17 protein-coding genes and 1 tRNA gene are annotated in these 18,183 nt (G+C 64.9%); 7 read left to right on the forward strand and 11 right to left on the reverse strand.

Annotated features, from left to right (window positions below; genetic code table 11):
• Genes FQ775_RS19905 through FQ775_RS19915 form a run of 3 tightly spaced genes read right to left on the reverse strand, consistent with a single transcriptional unit; the run spans position 1 to position 3,428 of the window.
• Positions 1–978, reverse strand: a complete 978-nt coding sequence (locus tag FQ775_RS19905; protein WP_146298122.1) for a TRAP transporter substrate-binding protein — start codon at positions 976–978, stop codon at positions 1–3.
• A gap of 48 nt (positions 979–1,026) precedes the next feature.
• Complete coding sequence (locus FQ775_RS19910; protein ID WP_146298123.1) at positions 1,027–2,316, reverse strand: TRAP transporter large permease; 1,290 nt, start codon at positions 2,314–2,316, stop codon at positions 1,027–1,029.
• On the reverse strand, positions 2,316–3,428 hold the full coding sequence (locus FQ775_RS19915; RefSeq protein ID WP_246730187.1) for an NAD(P)/FAD-dependent oxidoreductase: 1,113 nt from the start codon (positions 3,426–3,428) through the stop codon (positions 2,316–2,318). Before FQ775_RS19915 ends, FQ775_RS19910 begins: the two co-directional genes overlap by 1 nt.
• Before the next feature lie 155 nt (positions 3,429–3,583).
• Between FQ775_RS19915 and FQ775_RS19920 the strand changes: the two genes are divergently transcribed.
• Positions 3,584–4,216, forward strand: coding sequence for a helix-turn-helix domain-containing protein (locus tag FQ775_RS19920; RefSeq protein WP_146298124.1), 633 nt, complete (start codon positions 3,584–3,586; stop codon positions 4,214–4,216).
• Here the strand turns inward: FQ775_RS19920 and FQ775_RS19925 are convergent.
• From FQ775_RS19925 to FQ775_RS19955, 7 genes are all read right to left on the reverse strand, one after another.
• A complete protein-coding gene (locus FQ775_RS19925; RefSeq protein ID WP_146298125.1) occupies positions 4,213–4,422 on the reverse strand; it encodes a DUF2783 domain-containing protein in 210 nt (69 codons plus the stop codon). The genes FQ775_RS19920 and FQ775_RS19925 overlap by 4 nt on opposite strands.
• A gap of 13 nt (positions 4,423–4,435) precedes the next feature.
• Entirely contained in the window at positions 4,436–6,046 is a 1,611-nt protein-coding gene (locus tag FQ775_RS19930) for an FAD-dependent oxidoreductase (protein WP_146298126.1), read from the reverse strand.
• A 31-nt stretch (positions 6,047–6,077) separates the two neighbouring features.
• The gene (locus FQ775_RS19935) at positions 6,078–6,347 is read right to left on the reverse strand and encodes a hypothetical protein (RefSeq protein WP_146298127.1); all 270 of its coding nucleotides are present in this window, start codon (positions 6,345–6,347) and stop codon (positions 6,078–6,080) included.
• Positions 6,344–7,294, reverse strand: a complete 951-nt coding sequence (locus tag FQ775_RS19940; protein WP_146298128.1) for an MBL fold metallo-hydrolase — start codon at positions 7,292–7,294, stop codon at positions 6,344–6,346. Before FQ775_RS19940 ends, FQ775_RS19935 begins: the two co-directional genes overlap by 4 nt.
• Before the next feature lie 16 nt (positions 7,295–7,310).
• Positions 7,311–7,907: a carboxymuconolactone decarboxylase family protein gene (locus tag FQ775_RS19945; protein ID WP_146298129.1), complete on the reverse strand. Its 597-nt coding sequence runs from the start codon at positions 7,905–7,907 to the stop codon at positions 7,311–7,313.
• Between the two features lie 50 nt (positions 7,908–7,957).
• A complete protein-coding gene (gene hmgA / locus FQ775_RS19950; protein WP_146298130.1) occupies positions 7,958–9,271 on the reverse strand; it encodes a homogentisate 1,2-dioxygenase in 1,314 nt (437 codons plus the stop codon).
• Positions 9,272–9,546: 275 nt separating this feature from the next.
• Positions 9,547–9,623: transfer RNA gene (locus FQ775_RS19955), tRNA-Arg, on the reverse strand.
• Positions 9,624–9,915: 292 nt separating this feature from the next.
• On the opposite strand from FQ775_RS19955, the gene FQ775_RS19960 reads away from it, so the two are divergent.
• Together FQ775_RS19960 and FQ775_RS19965 are read left to right on the forward strand one after the other, a co-directional pair.
• Positions 9,916–10,494 carry a hypothetical protein gene (locus tag FQ775_RS19960; protein ID WP_206064784.1) on the forward strand — a complete coding sequence of 193 codons (579 nt, stop codon included), beginning with the start codon at positions 9,916–9,918 and terminating at the stop codon, positions 10,492–10,494.
• A gap of 35 nt (positions 10,495–10,529) precedes the next feature.
• Positions 10,530–12,407, forward strand: a complete 1,878-nt coding sequence (locus tag FQ775_RS19965) for a methyl-accepting chemotaxis protein (RefSeq protein ID WP_146298131.1) — start codon at positions 10,530–10,532, stop codon at positions 12,405–12,407.
• 78 nt (positions 12,408–12,485) lie between these two features.
• On the opposite strand, the gene FQ775_RS19970 is transcribed toward FQ775_RS19965, so the two are convergent.
• Positions 12,486–13,520, reverse strand: coding sequence for a LacI family transcriptional regulator (locus FQ775_RS19970; protein ID WP_146298132.1), 1,035 nt, complete (start codon positions 13,518–13,520; stop codon positions 12,486–12,488).
• Between the two features lie 354 nt (positions 13,521–13,874).
• On the opposite strand from FQ775_RS19970, the gene FQ775_RS19975 reads away from it, so the two are divergent.
• The 4 genes from FQ775_RS19975 (at position 13,875) to FQ775_RS19990 (ending at position 18,165) form a co-directional block, all read left to right on the forward strand.
• Positions 13,875–15,125 carry an ABC transporter substrate-binding protein gene (locus FQ775_RS19975; protein WP_146298133.1) on the forward strand — a complete coding sequence of 417 codons (1,251 nt, stop codon included), beginning with the start codon at positions 13,875–13,877 and terminating at the stop codon, positions 15,123–15,125.
• A 108-nt stretch (positions 15,126–15,233) separates the two neighbouring features.
• Positions 15,234–16,151: a carbohydrate ABC transporter permease gene (locus FQ775_RS19980; RefSeq protein ID WP_146298134.1), complete on the forward strand. Its 918-nt coding sequence runs from the start codon at positions 15,234–15,236 to the stop codon at positions 16,149–16,151.
• Positions 16,148–17,077, forward strand: a complete 930-nt coding sequence (locus FQ775_RS19985) for a carbohydrate ABC transporter permease (RefSeq protein ID WP_146298135.1) — start codon at positions 16,148–16,150, stop codon at positions 17,075–17,077. Before FQ775_RS19980 ends, FQ775_RS19985 begins: the two co-directional genes overlap by 4 nt.
• Positions 17,078–17,079: 2 nt before the next feature.
• The gene (locus tag FQ775_RS19990) at positions 17,080–18,165 is read left to right on the forward strand and encodes an ABC transporter ATP-binding protein (protein WP_146298136.1); all 1,086 of its coding nucleotides are present in this window, start codon (positions 17,080–17,082) and stop codon (positions 18,163–18,165) included.
• The last annotated feature ends 18 nt before the right edge of the window (positions 18,166–18,183 follow it).

Here is an 18,183-nt window from a genome sequence, read left to right on the forward strand (position 1 = left end):
TCACATGCCCTTTGCCGCTTCCCAGGCCTTGATCTGCTCTGCCGAGATCAGGCCGCTCTCGTAGGCCGGCTGTGACGCTGTCCGGAACGCTGCGCGCGCCTCCGGGCTCAGCCGCACGATGGCAACACCGGCAGCTTCAAGCTTGCCATAGACGGCGTCCTGCTTGGCCAGCCAGTCGCGATTGGCCTTGTTGGCGGCATCCGCCGCCGCGTCGACCTTGCCGCGCTCTTCCTCCGAAAGGCCCTGGTACCAGTCTTCGGAGACGATGGTGATGCGCAACGACGGCGTGATCTCCGCGTCGGTGAAGAACTTGATGAAGTCCGTATGTCCGAACAGCAGCGGCACGATGGGCGGGTTCAGATAGCCGTCCGCGACCCCGGTCTGCAGGGCATTGGGCACCTCGGCCCAGCTGACGATGGTGCCGGACGCTCCCCACGCCTCGTAGAGCTCGATCTGGCTCTCGTCGAGCGCCCGCATGCGCAGGCCGGCCATGTCGGCGACGCTCTGCACCTCCTTCTTTGTGTTGAAGATGCCAGATCCCTGGCCGACGGTGTTGACGGCAAGCACCCGCACGCCCTTGGGCGCCGTCGCCTCGTTGATCCGGGCCAGCATGCCACCGTCGTAGAGCGCCTTGTCGACCTCTGCCATGTTGTCGAAGAAGTACGGCAGCCTCAGGCCGTAGATCAGCTTGTCGAGTGAGCCGACGATGCCGAGCGGCGACATGGAGACCTCGAGCAGGCCCTGGCTGACCTGATCGAACAGCTCGTCGTCGCCGCCGAGCGCTCCGCGCTGATACTCCTCGGCCTCGATGCCGCTGGCGTTGAGGCTTTCGACAAAGGCGTGCGCCCAGACATAGCTGCCCGAGCCTTCCAGGTCGGGTGGGCTGTCGAGCGCCACCTTGACCTGGGCTGCCGCCGGCGCGCCGGCGGCCAACGCGGCGACGAGGGTCGCGGCGAAAGTCCATTTGGCTATGTTCATGTTCCTACCTCCTGTTGTTGTTCATTCTCATCGGTATTTTTGGCGTCCTCATCCTCCACCGGCGAGGCCGAAGGCACGCGGAAGCCACAGACTGATGCCAGGAAACGCAACCAGCAACGCCAGCACTCCGATCTCGACCACGACGAAAGGCAGTATTGCCCGTGCCAGTCGCCAATAGCTCGTCCGGGTGACCGCCGAGACCACGAGCAGGCAGCCGCCGAGCGGCGGCGAAACCAGGCCGATACACAGATTGAAGCAGAGCACGATGCCGAGATGGACAGGCTCGGCCCCCTGCGCGAGGGCCACCGGCGCCAGCAGCGGTACCAGCAGCGCCAGCGCCACGGGCACGTCGAGCACCATTCCCGCCAGCAGGAACAGCACGTTCATGGCGATCATGAATTCGATCGGGCCGAGCCCGAGTTCGGTCACCGTGGCGGCGATCGCCTCAGGCAGGCGCTCCAGCGAGCCGAGATGACCTAGCGCGGCAATGGCCGTGATGATCATGAAGATCGATCCCGAAAGCGTGGCCGTGCGGCGCAGGCCGGCGATCAGCCCGGTGCGGCTGAACCCTTCGTAGAAACTTCCGGCGGCCAGCGCCGCGAATACGGCGACGGCGGCTGCTTCCGTCGGTGTCATCCAGCCGAGTACGATGCCGCCGACGATGATCAGCGGCAGCGACAGGGCCGGCAGCGCGCGCAGCAGGGTCGGCAGGAGCGGCGGTGCCTCCTCCCGGGTCATGCGCGGATGTTCGTCGCGCCAGGCGAAGAAGGCGTTGACGGCGAACAGTGCCGCCGCGAGCAGCAGGCCGGGCAGGATACCGGCAAGGAACAGCGCGGTGACCGATGTGCCCATCAGCGCGCCGTAGAAGATCAGGATGATCGAGGGCGGCACGATCGGCCCGATGATCGAGGAGGCGGCAGTGACAGCGCCGGCATAGGTGGCCGTGTAGCCGCGTTCACGCATGGCCGGCACCAGCGTGTTGGAAAGGGCGGCCGCGTCGGCAACCGCCGAACCGGAGATGCCGGCAAAAAACACGCTGGTCATGATGTTGACGTGGCCGAGCCCGCCGCGCAGGCGACCCACCAGTGCCATCGACAGGTCGATCAGGGTACGCGTCACGCCGCCCCGGTTCATGATCTCGCCGGCGAGGATGAAAAGCGGCATCGCCATCAGCGCGAAGACATCGATGCGCGAGAAGATTTGCTGCGGCAGGATCGCGAGGTAGCGCCCATTGTCCGTCGCCAGGAAGGCCAGCACGGCGGAGGCGCCGATCACATAGGCGAGCGCCAGCCCCGACAGCAGCAACAACAGCGCCGCGATCGGGACAAGCAGGGCCATCAGCCGCGCTCCAGCCTTGCCGGCGACAGTGAGGCCGGGTCGAGCCGCTGGTCGAGAACATCGCCTGGCACTGGGCGTCCCATGACCAGCGCGGCCGCGGTCCGCGCCAGCGCCGGTGCCGACTGGATGCCGTATCCGCCCTGTCCGGCAAGCCAGAAGAAGCCCGGCACGTCGCCATCATAGCCCGCGACCGGCACCTTGTCGGCGACGAAGCTGCGCAAGCCGGCCCATTTGTTCTCGATGTGCCGAACGGAAAGGTCGAACGCCTTTTCGATGCGGTCGACGCAGATCGCGACGTCGAGTTCGTCCGGCTGGGCGTCACAGGGGGGCGACGGCGTCTCGTCGGCCGGCGAAATCAGGAGGCGCCCGGAATCCGGCTTCAGATAGAATTCTTCCTCGATGTCCACGACGATCGGATAGTCGGCTGCGTCATATCCTTCCGGTACCGAAACGATAACCGCGGTTCGCCGTTTCGGAACCAGTCCGATGGGGGTAGCGCCAGCCATGGCGCCGATTTCGTCGGCCCAGGCTCCGGCGGCATTCACGATGCTTTCCGCCGCGATCGTCCCCGCGCTGGTTTCGATTCGCCACCCGTCGCCGTCGCGCTCGATCGACAGCACTTCCGCGTTGTTGACGATCTCTCCCCCGGCTGAACGGAAACGGCGCAGATAGCCCTGATGCAACGCATGCACGTCGATGTCGCGCGCATCGGTTTCATGGATCGCGGCCGCGGCATAACCTCTGCGCAAGAGCGGCACCATGCGTTCGAGCGCCTCGCGCTCGACGCGGCGGATACCGCCGGCGTCCGCGATCTCGGATTCCATGGCGGCGATCGCACCCAGCTGTTCCTCGCGGCCGATCATGAGCGCGCCGCGCGGCGAGAGCAATGGAGCGCTTGAGAAACCGTCAGGCGGGCCTTCGAAGAACGGCGCCGAGGCGCGTGTCAACGCCCGGATCGGTGCTGGGCCGTAGATGGCCGAAAACAGAGCCGCGGAACGTCCGGTGGTGTGGTAGCCGGGTTGGGCCTCCCGCTCTATGAGGATCACGCGAGCGTCGCTCGCCAGTTCGGCCGCGACCGACGCGCCGGCAATGCCCGCTCCGATGACGGCCACGTCGCAGGTTCCAATCCTGCTTTCCCGCACGCTACGCCCCCTTCAAACGCATATTCTCGAAGCGGAGCCTAGCAACGATTTTCCAATAAGAAAACGGCAAAATTTTCCGATCGGAAAAAGTGGACGCGACGTCGGCGCGGAGTTAGATTCCGGCAATGGACCAGCTTGCGCCCGGAGTGATGGCCCCTGCCGACCGCCGCGCCCGGATGGGGGAGAGGTTGCGCCAGATCCGCCACGAACGTGGCTTGACCCTGGCCGAGGTCGCGCAGCGTTCCGGTTTGGCGGTCTCCACGGTTTCGAAGGTCGAGCGCGGGCTGATGGCGCTGACCTATGACCGTTTCAGCCAGCTGGCCGACGGGCTAGGTGTCGATGTCGCGGCGCTGTTTTCGGAACATGGCGAGCGGTTCCGGCCCGGCGAGGTGGCGGTGGCGCGGCTTGGCGAGTTCCGCCTGCACGAGACCGACAACTATGCCTATGAGATGCTGTTCCCGGACCTGTGGAGCAAGGCGATGACGCCGATGCTCGGCACCTTGCGCCCTTTGGAGACGATGCGCTTCGACCGTTTCGTCAAGCACGCAGGCGAGGAGTTCCTGTTCGTTGTCGACGGCCGTGTCACTGTCCATCTGGAGGACAAGTCTCCGGTGGTTCTCGATCGCGGCGAAAGTATCTATTTCGATTCCGGCCGCGGCCATCTCTACGCCGCAGCCGGAACCGACGGCGCGCGCATCCTCGTTGTCTGTACGAGGGGCTTCGGTGACGCTGCGAAGGAAGAAGCAGCCCGATATTAGTAGCCGGCTTGCTGTTTCGCCAGCGCTGCCGCCTCGAAAGCTTCCTTCAGCACCTCGCGGTCGCCGATATGATTGGCAAGGATGAGGATCAGCCGCGCATTCAGCGCGTCGCTCGCCTCCTTGCTCAAGCCGTCGTGCAGCGCGAGCAGTTCCTCGTAGAAGTCGTCCGGACCGGTGATGTTCGGTGATGTGACGAGGTTGGCCATGCGGTTTTGCCTTTCAGGGCCTGCTGGTGGCGCGGTTGACCGCCGCCTCGACCGCCGCGCGATCGAACGACGTCCAGCGGGCGGCGACATGCTGGTCGGGCCTGATGAGATAGACGGCGCTCTTCGCCGTGCCCAGATAGCGTTCGGCAAGCGCGCCGCTTGCATCGTCCTTGGCAGCCAGCGCGACGCGCTCGACCGTGATGCCGCCGACGTCGATCCGGTCGGGCGCCTCGGCGTCGATGGTCAGCAGCTGGAACCGGCCGCCGAGCCGGCCGAGCAGCCAGCTGCCGGCGAGTTCGGCGTCGGGTGCCGGCGCGCCCGGCCGTGTGCGCGCCGGCATGCCTTCCACATCTGGTCCGTTGAGCGGCGAGCCGTCATGGATACAGGGAACCGAGAGCCGGCCGGAATTGACCAGCGGCCGCGCGAACTCGAAGCGTTCGGAAAGGTCGAGCACGGCGTCGCGGAACAGCCGGCTCGTCTCCGATTTCGGCGTGATGAAGTCGGTCGACCGCGAGGAATTGAGAATGTTTTCGTCCGCGCCCTGAATGCGCTCGACATCGTAGCTGTCTATCAGGGCTTCCGGCGCCAGCCCGCCGGTGACGAGCTTAAGCTTCCAGCCAAGGTTGTCGGCATCCTGCAGGCCGGAATTGGCGCCGCGCGCCCCGAACGGCGAGACCTGATGTGCCGAGTCGCCGGCAAACACCACGCGACCGTGCCGGAACTTTTCCATGCGCCGGCACTGGAAGGTGTAGATCGACACCCATTCGAGCTCGAATTTTGCGTCCTCGCCGAGCATCGCCTTCAGCCGCGGAATGACATTCTCAGGCCTCTTTTCCTTCTCCCGGTCGATGTCCCATCCGAGTTGCAGATCGATACGCCAGATCCCGTCCGGCTGCTTGTGCAGCAACGCCGACTGTCCCCTGTTGAAAGGCGGATCGAACCAGAACCAGCGTTCGGGCGGAAACTCCGCCTCCATGCGCACATCCGCGATCAGGAAATTGTCCTCGAAGACGCGGCCGACGAAATCGAGGTCCATCAGGGAACGGATCGGCGAGCCGGCGCCGTCGCAGGCGACCACCCAGTCGGCCTCGACGTGGTATGGGCCTTCCGGGGTGTCGACGGTCAGCGTGACGCCGTCATTCTGTTGCTCGACCCCGGTCACCCGGCTGTTGCCGCGAATTTCGACCGGCTTGCCCGCGGCTTCCAGTTCGCGCAGCCGGTCGACGAGGTATTTCTCGAAATGGAACTGCTGCAGGTTGATGAACGCCGGCCGCCGGTGACCGGCCTCCGGCAGCAGGTTGAACTCGTAGACACGGCGGTCGCCGAAATAGACCTTGCCCAGGTTCCAGGTCACGCCCTTGGCGACCATCGGGTCGGCGCAGCCGAGCCGGTCGAGGATCTCCAGCGGCCTCTTGGCGAAACAGATGGCGCGCGAACCGAACGACACCTTGTCGTTGTCGTCGAGCACCACCACCGGCACGTCCTGTGTGGCAAGGTCGATCGCCAGCGCCAGCCCGACCGGCCCCGCGCCGACGACGATCACCGGATGGCGCACCGGGCGCGCCGCGTCCTGGTCGGGCGAGCGCCGGTAGGGATAGAGCGGTGTTTCGAAGATGCGGGTCATGCGTTCAACCTTGCCGGTTTCATTTCGGTTGTCATGACGCAGCCAGCAGAACCCCGATTCCTGCCAGTGTCAGAATCGCACCGAACAGTGCGGGCCATCGTGAACGATGATCGCCAAAGATATCGCGCAGCGTATCCCAGGACTGCCTCTTGTGTTCGGCAAACGATCTAGCAGACAACCAGCGGTTCCACTGCTCGGAGTTCAAGCGGAAATGGAGACCGGCACCGATGGTCCAGGCGATCAGCCCGGCCAGAAACAACCAGGCGCCGGCAACCTCGATCGTAGCCCAACCCGTGCTCAACCCTGCAGCCTTTCCCACATCTCCTTGTCCCGCTCCGCCGTCCAGATGCGCGGCGTGTCGATGCCGAGCGCCTCGTCATAGGCGCGGGCGACGTTGAAGGGCAGGCAGTGCTCGTAGATCGCATAGTCGGCAAACTTCGGATCGCAGACGGCGCGGCAGGCGTCCCACGCCTCCTTCAGCGAGCCGCCGCCCTGGGCGATGCGTGCGATCGGCCGGTAGGTCGAGGTCACGAAGTCGGCAGTGTTGTCGAGCGCCGCATTCACCATCTTTTCGCCCACCAGCGCGTCGCCGCGCCCGGGCGCAATGGCGTCGAGGCCGAACCCCTTGATCGCGGCCAGCGTCGCCGGCCAGTCTTTGAAATGCCCGTCGCCGCAATAGCAGGCCGAGTGGTATTCGACGATGTCGCCGGTGAACATGACATTGGCGTCAGGCACCAGGGCGACGATATCGCCGGCCGTGTGGGCGCGGCCGAGGAAGCGCAGGTCGACGCGGCGCTTGCCGAGAAAAAGGGTGGCGCTCCTGGAGAAGGTCAGGCTTGGCCAGGTGAGGCCCGGGATCGATTCATGGCCCTGGAACAGGCGCGGGAAGCGCGCGAATTCCGAATCCCAGTCCTCCTGCCCGCGTTCGGCGACCATGGCGCGTGCCTTGTCGGACATGATCGTTTCCGACGCGCCGTAGGCCGACGCACCGAGCACGCGGACCGCGTGGTAATGCGTCAGCACCACATATTTGATCGGCTTGTCGGTCACCGAGCGCACCTTCTCGATCACCTTGTTGGCGAGCCGCGGCGTCGCCTGCGCGTCGACGATCATCACCGAATCGTCGCCTATGATGACGCCTGTATTGGGATCGCCCTCGGCGGTGAAGGCCCAGAGGTCGCGGCCGATCTCGGTGAACGAGACCTTCTTTTCGGTCATGTCGCCGGCAGAGGCGAATTGTTTGGCCATGCGGGTCAGCTCCTGTTCAGTCCTGTGCGCCGTGCTTGCCGGCCTGCCAGCCGGCCGGTGCGATCGCGCGTTCGGCGAGGTTTTGCGGCACGCCCTCTATTTCGGTCGCCATGGTGTCGTTCCACCGGTTGAGATATCCGAAGAGCGCGATCGAGGCGACGATCTCCACGATCTCGGCGTCTGTGAAATGGGCCTCCAAGGCATCAAAATGCGCTGCCGCCGCCGTGTTCGGAACGCTGCCGGCGTGAAGCGCCAGTCGCAACGCGGCCTTTTCGGCGTCGGAGAAAAGGTCGCTTGTCTCGAACTCCCAGATCGCGCGGATCTTGTCGTCGGCCACGCCGTAGACGCTGGAAAGGTTGGCCATGTGCGCCTGACAGTAGCGGCAGCCGGCAGCCGAACTCGCCATATAGGCCACCATCATCTTCAAGGCTTCCGGCACGGTGCCTTCATATAGGATTGCCTGGTTGAGGCGCATGAAGGCCTCGGCGATCGCCGGGCGCCTGCCCATGGTCAGGATCGAGTTCGGCAGGAAACCGCGAATCCGGTCATAGCGCTCGAACAACTCCGCGAATTGCGGCAGTTCCGCACGGTCCAGAGGCGTCACATGGGGCATGTCGTCTCCTCCCTCGCTGGGCGCGAGGCTTGGGGCCTTTCAGGCGGCCCTCAACTCCAGTCGCCTTCAGGCGTGCCGTTGAAGCGCTTCTTCAGGTCGCTCCAGCAGTCGATGTAATTGTCCTGCCGGGTGTCGAGTTCGGCTGCGTAGCGGGTCAGCATCTGCGGGAAGCGTGTCTCGAACATGAAGGCCATGGTGTTGTCGAGCTTCTGCGGTTTCAGCTCCGCGCGCGAGGCTTTCTCGAAACCCGTCGCGTCCGGTCCGTGCGCCAGCATCATGTTGTGCAGGCTCATGCCGCCGGGCACGAAACCCTCCTCCTTGGCGTCGTACTGGCCGTGGATCAGACCCATGAACTCGCTCATGATGTTGCGGTGGTACCAGGGCGGGCGGAAGGTATCCTCCGCCACCAGCCAGCGCGGCGGAAAGATGACGAAGTCGATATTGGCCGTGCCCTCCTCGCCCGATGGTGCCGTCAGCACGGTGAAGATCGAAGGGTCGGGGTGGTCGAACAGGATGGCGCCGACCGGCGAATAGGTCGAAAGGTCGTATTTGTAGGGCGCGTAATTGCCGTGCCAGGCCACCACGTCGAGCGGCGAATGGCCGATCTCGGTGACGTGGAAGGCGCCGCACCATTTCACGATCAGTCGGCAGGGCGTTTCTTTCTCCTCGAACCATGCCGCTGGCGTCTTGAAGTCGCGGGGATTGGCCAGGCAGTTGGCGCCGATCGGGCCGCGGTCGGGCAGCGTGAATTTGGCGCCGTAGTTCTCGCACAAATAACCGCGAACCGGGCCGTCGACGAGCTCGACCTTGAAGACCAGACCGCGCGGCAGCACGCAGATCTCGCCCGGCGTAACCTCGATCACGCCCATCTCGGTGACGAAGCGCACGCCGCCCTCCTGCGGTACCACCAGCAGCTCGCCGTCGGCGTTGAAGAAATGGTCGTCGACCATGTCGGTATTGGCAACGAAAACATGCGCGGCCATGCCGACCTGAGTGAAGACGTCGCCGGCCGTCGTCATGGTGCGGATACCGGCGACGAAGTCGGTCTCGACGTTCGGTATCGGCACCGGGTCCCAGCGCAACTGGCCGAGCGCCAACTCGTGATCGCCGTTGTTGGGGGCGCTTTTCCAGTGCGGCTGCGCAAAGGCGGCAAAGCGCGCCGTGTGGCGCACGCTCGGCCGGATCCGGTAGAGCCAGGAGCGCTCGTTGGTGCCGCGCGGCGCGGTGAAGGGCGAGCCCGACAGCTGCTCGGCATAAAGCCCGTAGGCGGGACGCTGCGGCGAGTTCCTGCCTTGCGGCAGCGCACCCGGCAGGCTCTCGGTCTCGAAATCGTTGCCGAAGCCCGGCATGTAGGAAAAGCTCATCTCTGCCTCCCGGAGGCGGTTGCAGCCATTTGGTTGCATTCGTAACCATCGAATATGTAACTATCAACGGGAAGGCGAGAACAGGCAGGCGAACGCAGCGACGGGCCGCCGACGGGCAAGCGCGGCGCGGGGTCGGGACGATGGCAGCAGAGCCAGTCTTGAGCCGCAACCGTGTAGCACTACGCCGCCCGGTACGGCGGGGGCAGCAGGAGTTTGACAAGGACGTCCCGCGCTTTCGTAGGAAGCCGCCGCGTCCGGGACAGATCAAAATGGATTGGCGCACCCGACAGGATTCGAACCTGTGACCTCTGCCTTCGGAGGGCAGCGCTCTATCCAGCTGAGCTACGGGTGCAGGCCAGGGGCCGGCGCCGCCCCTGCGGACGGCCAAGGCGCTACATAGCCGAACGCCGCGACACCATCAACCGTTGATCGGCGCTGCCATCCGGCGCGTTCGCCGCCGCTCCCGCCGGGGTGTCGAACCTTCCGGGTCCAACCTTCCCGCCGCTCCGGGATTAGCCGCATTGGAACGATCTTTTTCACCGCCCAGTAAGATTCGAGCAAGATTTGTTGGCCATCCTCCGTCAGGCCCGCCCCTGATTCGGCATGCGCCGAGACGGGCGAGGGCATGGGGCAAAGGGGGATTCATGATCCGATATCTGAAGCTTGCCGCGATTCCGGCCGCGGCGATGATGATGGTCACCGGCGCGATGGCGCAGGACCATGTCGGCCCGGTCACCGACTATGTGAAGGCCAATATCGAGCCTTGGCTCGTCGATCCCGTGGTGGTTTCCGCCATCAAGGAGCAGAACGCCGCCAATGCCGGGCTTGGCCAGGCCGATATCGACAAGCTCGACCAGCAGTGGCGGGCCGAAACCGAGGCCAGCGACCGGCCGCTGATCGACAAGGTGCTTGCCAACGCGCTGTCGCAGTTCCTGTCCGCCAAGCAGGACGAGGCCGGCGGCATGATCACCGAGGCCTTCGTCATGGACAACAAGGGCCTCAATGTCGGCCAGAGCGCGGTCACCTCGGACTATTGGCAGGGCGACGAGGCCAAGTGGCAGAAATCATATGGCGCCGGCGCCGGTGCGATCTTCGTCGACGAGGTCGAGAAGGACGAATCGACCCAGACGCTGCAGTCGCAGGCAAGCATCGCCATCACCGACCCGGCGAGCGGTGAGGTCATCGGAGCCATCACGGTCGGCATCAACGTCGACGGCCTCTGAAGGCCGTCGCAAACGGGGAGCCGCGAAAGGACCGTATGCGTATGTTCAGTGTCTTCGGCCGTCTGTCGATCACCTTCAAGCTGATCCTGGCAGCCGTCATCGTGAACGTGGCGGGCCTCGCCGCGTCGATCTATTTCGTCGACCGCACCGCCGAAGGCAGCCTCTACGATCTGGCCATCGACGGCTGGACGATGCAGACCGGGCAGGTCGCGGAAGCGGCCGCCGGCGGCATCAAGTGGAAGAAGCCCGACGTGGTCGCAGAAGCCTATGCGGCCTACGAGACGGATCCCGACAAGGCGCTGCTGAGAGCCATCGCCTTCGATGCCGAAAAGGCAGAACTCGCTGCCTTCGCCGCGCCCGAAACGGAAACAACGGCGATCGACGCCGCGATGGCCGAGATCGTCGCCGGCGCGCCCGAGAAGATCGTGACCAGGAGGCTTGACGGCAGCATCGTCATGGTCGCGCCGTCCGGACGCACCTCAGACGGCAAGCCGCTCGGCCATGTCGGCCTCGCCTGGAACACGGCTGCGGTCGAGGATATCCGCGATTCCCTCAATGGCGGCTCCGCGCTGGTGCAGACCGCGTCCACTGCCCTCCTCGTGATCCTGCTGTTCCTCACCATCCGCATGGTGATCGGCCGGCCTTTGAAAGCCGTCACCGGACGCATCGAGGCGCTGGCCGCAGGCGATCTCGAAACGCCGGTGGCACATCTCGATCGCCGCGACGAGGTCGGCGTCATTGCCCGGGCGCTCGACGGCTTCCGTGTCGCGTCGGTGGAGAAGATGGCTGCTGATCGCGAACTCGAGGCCCAGCGCGTCGGCATCGAGGAGGAGCGCACGCAGAACGAGGCCGCGCGCGCCTCGACGGCAAAGCTGCAGGCCGCCGTCGTCAAGCTCCTCGGGGCGGCATTGGCCCGCCTCGCCGAGGGCGACCTCACCACGCGGCTCAAGGTCGATTTCCCAGCCGACTACCGCAAGCTGAAGGATGATTTCAACCGGGCCATGGACCGGCTCCAGGATGCGATGAACCGCATCGTCGACACCGGCCGTCAACTCGAATTGGGCACCGGCGAGATCCGCCGTGCCGCCGACGAGTTGGCCCGCCGCAGCGAGCAGCAGGCGGCAACGCTGGAAGAGACCGTCGCCGCCGTCAACGACATCACCTCGTCGGTGACGTCGACCGCCAAGGGCGCCGGCGAGGCGCGCGACGCGGTCACCGAGGTGGCGCGCGACGCAGGCCGAAGTGACGAGGTCGTCGGCCAGGCGATCAGCGCCATGAACGGTATCGAAAAGTCGTCGCGCGAAATCACCAAGATCATCGGCGTCATCGACGAGATTGCCTTCCAGACCAACCTCCTGGCGCTCAATGCCGGGGTCGAGGCCGCGCGTGCTGGCGAGGCCGGACGCGGCTTCGCCGTCGTCGCCCAGGAAGTGCGCTCGCTGGCGCAGCGTTCCGCCGAAGCTGCGAGCGAGATCAAGGGCCTGATCCAGGCGTCCGAGGCCCAGGTGAAGAGCGGCGCAAAGCTGGTCGGCGAGACAGGCGAGTTCATCGGCCGTATCAGTGGCAAGGTCGGCAGCATCAACGAGATCGTTGTCGAGATCGCCAGGGCGGCTGAGGACCAGGCCGAGAGCCTGCGCGGCATCAATTCGGCCATGGGCGGCATCGATACCGCCACCCAGCAGGGTGCGGCGATGGCCGAACAGTTCACCGCGACAAGCCACAATCTGGCCCGCGACGGCGCTGAACTGATGGCGCTGATTTCACATTTCCGTACCGAAGCCGGGGCTCACCGTCAGCCGGCGGAGCCTGCACGGCAGCCACAGCCCACCCGGCCGCCGGTTCGGCTCGCCGTCACCGATGGCGCCACGGCGCTCGACATAGAGGTTGAGGAGGATGGCTGGCAGGAGTTCTAGCGTCCTTTGCAGCGAATCCCGCAAGGGGTGACCGCAGACTGGCCGGGTTCCGCAAGGAATCCGGCCCTTTGTTCTTGGTCAGCAGGTTTTGTTGATCTCGCGCGGCGCACTGAGACTCTGCAGGCGCGCGACCGGCTGACCGTCGATCGCGCCGAGCACGGCCTGCGCCACCTCGCTGCCGGCGAGGTTGACGTCCTCGTGGTAGGCACGGATCTGCGGCCTGAAAAGGTTGAGGAGCCCGGCGGACTCCTTGGCCGCGATATCGACGTCACGGCCGACCGCCAGCCCCTCGTCCTCCATGCCGGCAACAACGGCGAAGGTCGCCGCTCCGCTGCCGCAGATGACCCCGTCAGGCCGTGTTTTGCGTTGCATGAGTTCGCGCGTTCGTGCCCGGATCACCTCGATGCGGTCGTCGACGGTCGCATGTGGAAAGGAGACCTCCGACAGGCCGGCCTCGTGCAACCCTTCCAGGAAGCCGTCGCGCATGTGGTGGTGGTAGCTCAGCACCGCTGGCGGGGCCAGCAGGGCAAGGCGCTTGCGGCCGGCGGCGGCAAGCCGGCGTACCGCCGCCAGTGCGAAGGCGTGGTTGTCATAATCGTGATAGGGATGCTCGATGCCCATATGTGTGCGGCCGTGGGTGGCGAAGGGAAAGCCTCGCTCCACCATGTAGCGCACCCGCGCGTCCTCCGGTTCGATGCGCGAGATGATAATGCCGTCGGCCGATGCCGTCTCCACGATGTAGCGGACCGATTCCAGCGGGTCGTTGGAGCGCGAATAAGGGGTGACGATCAGGTGGTAGGGGGTTGCGGCGAGCCGCTCCGAAATACCGTAGATGAGCGCCGACACGAAGCCGCCGATCTGTTCTTCGGTGTTGAGGACCAGGCTGATCACATTGGTCTTGCCGGTGCGAAGGCGCACCCCCGCGCGGTTCGGCCGGTAGCCGACCTGGCGCGCCACCAGTTGGACACGCCGCCGCGTCTCCTCGCCGATCTCGGGGGCGTCCTTGAGCGCCCGCGAGACCGTCGTGACGCCGAGCCCGGTCATGAAGGCAATCGTCTTGAGCGTCGGGCGGCCGGGTTCCACCGCCGCGGCGCGAGGGCTGCGCTTGTCCATGTCTTCGCCTACCAGCGAGGTTCGCCGGCGGCAATCGCCGTATTGCGGGAGTGCACCGAAATCCCTCTCCATGCCCACAAGCTGTAACGTTACAGGAGAGTTTCTGCATGCGCAAATGAGGGGTATCGGGCGTCAGGAGGCCGTCTCCATTGTGCGTGCGATCGATCCGATCCGGACCTGGGAGCGCAACAAAATGTCGGAGATGTTGCAGTGCAATAGCAAATATTGCGTTGCAGAATCAGAATCGAGGCCTTTTTAATTCGCCTATCGAAAAAAATCGGCTGAATCGGCTTGCGGAGCTTCGGCGTTTCCCCTATTCAGAAACTGTAACGTTACAGAAATGGGAGGAATGGCATGCGTTACGGACTTCTGACCGCCTTGCTGGCGACATCGGTCGCCGTGCCGATGGCCCAGACCGCCTCTGCCGCCGAGGTGGAGGTCATGCATTGGTGGACCTCGGGCGGCGAACAGGCCGCAGTTTCCGTTTTCGCCGACGAGTTCGACAAGCTCGGCGACGACAAATGGCTCGATACGGCAATCGCCGGCGGCCCGAATTCGCGCGCGGCCACCATGCAGCGCGTGCTTGGCGGCGATCCGCCCGGCGCGGCGCAGTTCAATCCCGGCCGCCAGTATGAAGAGCTGATCGAGGGCGGCTACCTGCTCGACCTCACCGAGCTCGCCGAGAAGGAGGGCTGGAAGGATTTCATCCGTCCCGAGAGCATCCTGACCAACGCCTGCGAAAAGGACGGCAAGATCTGGTGCGTGCCGGTCAACATCCATTCCTGGCAGTGGGGCTGGGCGTCGATCCCGGTCTTCGAGAAGTCGGGTGTCGAGGTGACGACCAATCTGCAGGACTTCCTCAAGGCCGCGCCCAAGATCAAGGAAGCGGGCTTTATCCCCTTCGCCATCGGCGGCGAGACCTGGCAGCATTCGGGCGCTTTCAACAATGCCGTCATCGTCAGCGTGATCGGCAAGGAGGGCTACTACAAGCTCTTCCGTGACAAGGACGCCGAATACGCCCGCTCCGCCGAAGTGACCGAGGTCTTCAAGATCTGGCGCGAGCTGGTCTCCTACATCGACGAAGGTTCGGCCAACCGCAACTGGAACGACACCACCAATCTGGTGATCACCGACAAGGCCGCCCTGCAGATCATGGGCGACTGGGCCCGGGGTGAATTCGCCGTCGCCGGCGAGAAGCCGGGCGTCGACTATGAGTGCCTGCCGGGCCCGTCGGATACGCCGTATCTGACCACCGACGGCGACATCTTCCTGTTCCCGAAGCAGGACGATCCCGAGGTCGAGGCGGCCCAGCTCAAGATGGCGTCGATGATGATCAACCCGCGCGTCCAGGCGCTGTTCAACTTGGCCAAGGGCTCGCTGCCGGTTCGCGCCGACGTCGACCTGTCGCTCGCCGACGCCTGCATGAAGAAAGGCCTGGCGCTGCTCGACGACCCCGAGACGGTCATCACCGCGACCAACCGCTTCTTGACCGAGGACACTTCGGGCCAGATCAACGACCTGGTTGCCGAGTTCTCGTTCAACAGCTCGGTCTCGATCGAGGACGCTCAGGAGCGCTTCGCGACCATCCTCGAAAACGCCGACTGACAAGGCGTAGGATAGGCAAAAATCCGGACGGCGCCGCGACCTCGGCGCCGTTCGGGGAATGCTGCCGGCTGGCCGCGCCAGGCCGGCTCGCGCGAAGGGGAGGATATCATGGCCAGCCGCCCGCGGCGTCTGCCCAACATCCAGTCGATGATCGGCTGCATTCCGATGATCGCGGTGTCGGTGGGCGTATTCGTCATCTGCATCGCCTATTCGATCACGCTCTCCTTCACCAATTCGAGGCTGTTTCCGAAGTTCGATTTCGTCGGGCTGATGCAGTATGAGCGGCTGTGGGACACGCCACGCTGGATCGTCTCGGTCCAGAACATCTGGCTCTACGGCGTCCTCGTCATCGGCTTCAACATGATCTTCGGCTATCTGCTGGCCGCCTTCATGGACCAGCGCATCAAGCAGGAAGACCTGCTGCGCACCATCTTCCTATACCCCTTCGCCCTGTCGCTGATCGTCACCGGCCTGGTCTGGCAGTGGATGCTCGACCCCAATCTCGGCATCGAGGCGGCGATGCAGAACTGGGGTTTCGCCGGCTTCGAGTTCGCGCCGATCTCCGATCCCGCCACCGCCATTTACGGCGTCATCATCGCCGGCGTCTGGCAAGGCACCGGCGTCACGATGGCGATCCTGCTCGCCGGCCTGCGCGGCGTCGATGCCGAGATATGGAAGGCGGCGCGTGTCGACGGCATTCCCAACTGGCGCACCTACATCTTCATCGTGCTGCCGATGATCAAGGGCGCGCTTGCCACCGCCTTCGTGCTGCAGGCCGTTTCGGTGGTGCGTGTCTACGACCTCATCGTCGCCATGACGCAGGGCGGCCCGGGCATCGCGACCCAGATGCCTGCGGTCTTCGTCATCGAGCACATCACCAATCGCCAGAATGCCGGCATCGGCATGGCCGCGGCGACCATGATGCTTCTGCCGATCATGGCTCTGGTCGGCCTGCGCGGTTACTTCCAGTGGCGCTCCTCGCGCGCGGCGAGACGCGCCCAGGCTGCGATGGAGGCGCGAACATGACGACGCTCGCCATGGACCGGGGAGCGGTCGTCGCCGGCTCCGTCGCGCTGGACGGGCCGCGCGGTCCGAAGCCCAGGCGCATCTCGATCGCCCGCATCGGCATCTATGCCTTCCTCGTCATGTCGGCGATCTATTTCACGATTCCGCTCTGGGTGATGATCGTTACCTCGCTGAAGACCATGCCGGAGATCCGTCAGGGCAATCTCTTTGCCTGGCCGTCCGAGCTCACCTTCGAGCCATGGATACAGGCATGGTCTGAGGCCTGCACCGGGCGCGACTGCGAGGGCGTGCGCCCGGGCTTCTGGAACTCCGTCAAGATCACGGTCCCGAGCGTCATCATCTCGATCGTCATCGCTGCCATCAACGGTTACGCACTCAGCTACTGGCGCTTCAGGGGCTCGGAAATCTTCTTCGGGCTGCTGCTGTTCGGCGCCTTCGTTCCCTATCAGGTGGTGATCTATCCGCTCATCATCGCCTTTCGCGAGATGGGCATCTTCGCCACCTTGCCCGGTATCATCATCATCCACACCATCTTCGGCATGCCGATCCTGACACTGCTGTTCCGCAACTTCTTTGGCGCGCTGCCGGCGGAACTGTTCAAGGCCGCCCGCGTCGACGGTGCCGGCTTCTGGCAGATCTTCGTCATGATCATGCTGCCGATGTCGGTGCCGATCACCATTGTCGCGGTGATCATCCAGGTCACCGGCATCTGGAACGACTTCCTGTTTGGCGTCGTGTTCGCCGGCCGCGAGAACATGCCGATGACCGTCCAGCTCAACAACATCGTTATCACGACCACCGGCATCCGCGAATACAACGTTCACATGGCGGCGACCATCTTGACGGCCGCGGTTCCGCTGGCGGTCTATTTCATCTCCGGCAAATGGTTCGTGCGCGGCATCGCCGCTGGTGCGGTCAAGGGGTAGGAATGACCAGCGTATCGATCAAGAACCTCTCCCTGGATTTCGGCGCCGTGTCGGTGCTGAAGTCGCTCGATCTCGATGTCCAGGAAGGCGAGTTTCTCGTCCTGCTCGGACCGTCCGGCTGCGGCAAGTCCACCCTGTTGAACTGCATCGCCGGGCTGCTCGACGTCTCCGACGGGCAGATATTCATCAAGGACCGCAACGTCACCTGGGAGGAGCCCAAGGACCGTGGCATCGGCATGGTGTTCCAGTCCTATGCGCTCTACCCGCAGATGACGGTGGAGAAAAACCTCTCCTTCGGCCTGCGTGTTGCCCGCATGCCCAGGGACGAGATCGAGCGGCGGGTGGCGCGCGCCGCTGAAATCCTGCAGATCGAGCCGCTTCTGGGCCGCAAGCCGGCGGAGCTGTCCGGCGGCCAGCGCCAGCGTGTCGCCATCGGGCGTGCGCTGGTGCGCGACGTCGACGTGTTCCTGTTCGACGAGCCGCTTTCCAACCTCGACGCCAAGCTGCGGGGCGAACTGCGTGTCGAGATCAAGCGCCTGCACCAGCGGCTCGAAAACACCATGATCTACGTCACCCATGACCAGATCGAGGCGTTGACGCTCGCCGACCGCATCGCCGTCATGAAGGGTGGCGTGATCCAGCAGCTCGACGCGCCGCAGGCGATCTACAACCGGCCGGTCAACCGCTTTGTAGCCGGCTTCATCGGCTCTCCGGGCATGAACTTCGTCGAGGGCCGCATCGATGGCGGCGCCGCGCCTGCCTTCGCCGCAGGTGACGTCGACGTGCCGCTCGAGCGCTATGAATTTGATCGCGGCGGCTCCGACGGCACTGCCTGCTCGCTTGGCATACGCCCCGAGCACGTCGCACTCGGCGATGCCGCCGCCGCAATGCCTTTCAAGCGCGAGGTCGGGATCGAGATCGTCGAGCCGATGGGTTCCGACACGCTGGTCTGGACCCGCTTTGGCGGTGCCGACTTCTCCTTCAGGGTCGAGGCAGAAAAGCCGGTGCGCGTTGGCGAGAAGGTGACCATCGGTTTCGACCCCGGGCGTGCGTCCCTGTTCGATTCATCGAGCGGCGACCGTCTCTGACAGATTTCCGAATGCCCG

It is taken from the genome of Nitratireductor mangrovi, assembly GCF_007922615.2.
Classification (GTDB): Bacteria; Pseudomonadota; Alphaproteobacteria; order Rhizobiales; family Rhizobiaceae; genus Mangrovimarina; species Mangrovimarina mangrovi.